Genomic DNA, 602 nt, shown 5'->3' with positions numbered 1-602 from the left:
TGACGGGTAACAACACCTATGGCGGCCCGACGCTGGTCAATCAGGGGCGGCTGGCAGTCAACGGCTCGGTCACCTCGGCCGTCAGCGTGCAGAATGGCGGCATCGTCGGCGGCAGCGGCACGGTCGGTTCGCTGACCGCCCGTCAGGGCGGCACCGTGGCGCCGGGTAACTCGATCGGCACCCTGAACGTGGCGGGCAACGTCAGCTTCGAGCCGGGTTCGCGCTACGCGGTGGAAGTGGGGCCGAACGGCCAGAGCGATCGGATCCAGAGCAGCGGATCGGCGACGATCGGCGGCGGCGAGGTGGCGGTGACGCTGGAGAACAGCCCCAACCTGCTGACGCAAAGCGAGGTGCGCAGCCTGCTGGGCCAGCAGTACACCATTCTGAGCGCGCAGCAGGGGGTGAGCGGGCAGTTTGACGCGGTGGCGCCGAACTACCTGTTCCTCGGCACCGGGCTGAGCTACCAGCCGACCGGGGTGACGCTGAGCGTCGGGCGCAACGGCACGAGCTTCGCCAGCGTGGCGCAGACGCCGAACGAGCGGGCGGTGGCGGCGGCGGCGGATGCGCTGGCGGCGGGCAATCCGGTGTACGAGAGCCTGCTC

Annotated in this window: 1 protein-coding gene; it reads left to right on the top strand. The window is 70.3% G+C overall.

Annotated features, from left to right (window positions below; translation table 11 throughout):
- Window positions 1-602 (top strand): autotransporter outer membrane beta-barrel domain-containing protein (locus EKL15_RS24630; protein WP_203090523.1); only part of this gene is annotated, 602 nt, incomplete at both ends.

This window comes from Serratia sp. 4542 (assembly GCF_016805595.1).
Classification (GTDB): domain Bacteria; phylum Pseudomonadota; class Gammaproteobacteria; order Enterobacterales; family Enterobacteriaceae; genus Serratia; species Serratia nevei.
This window is presented reverse-complemented; position numbering and strand designations above follow the sequence as displayed.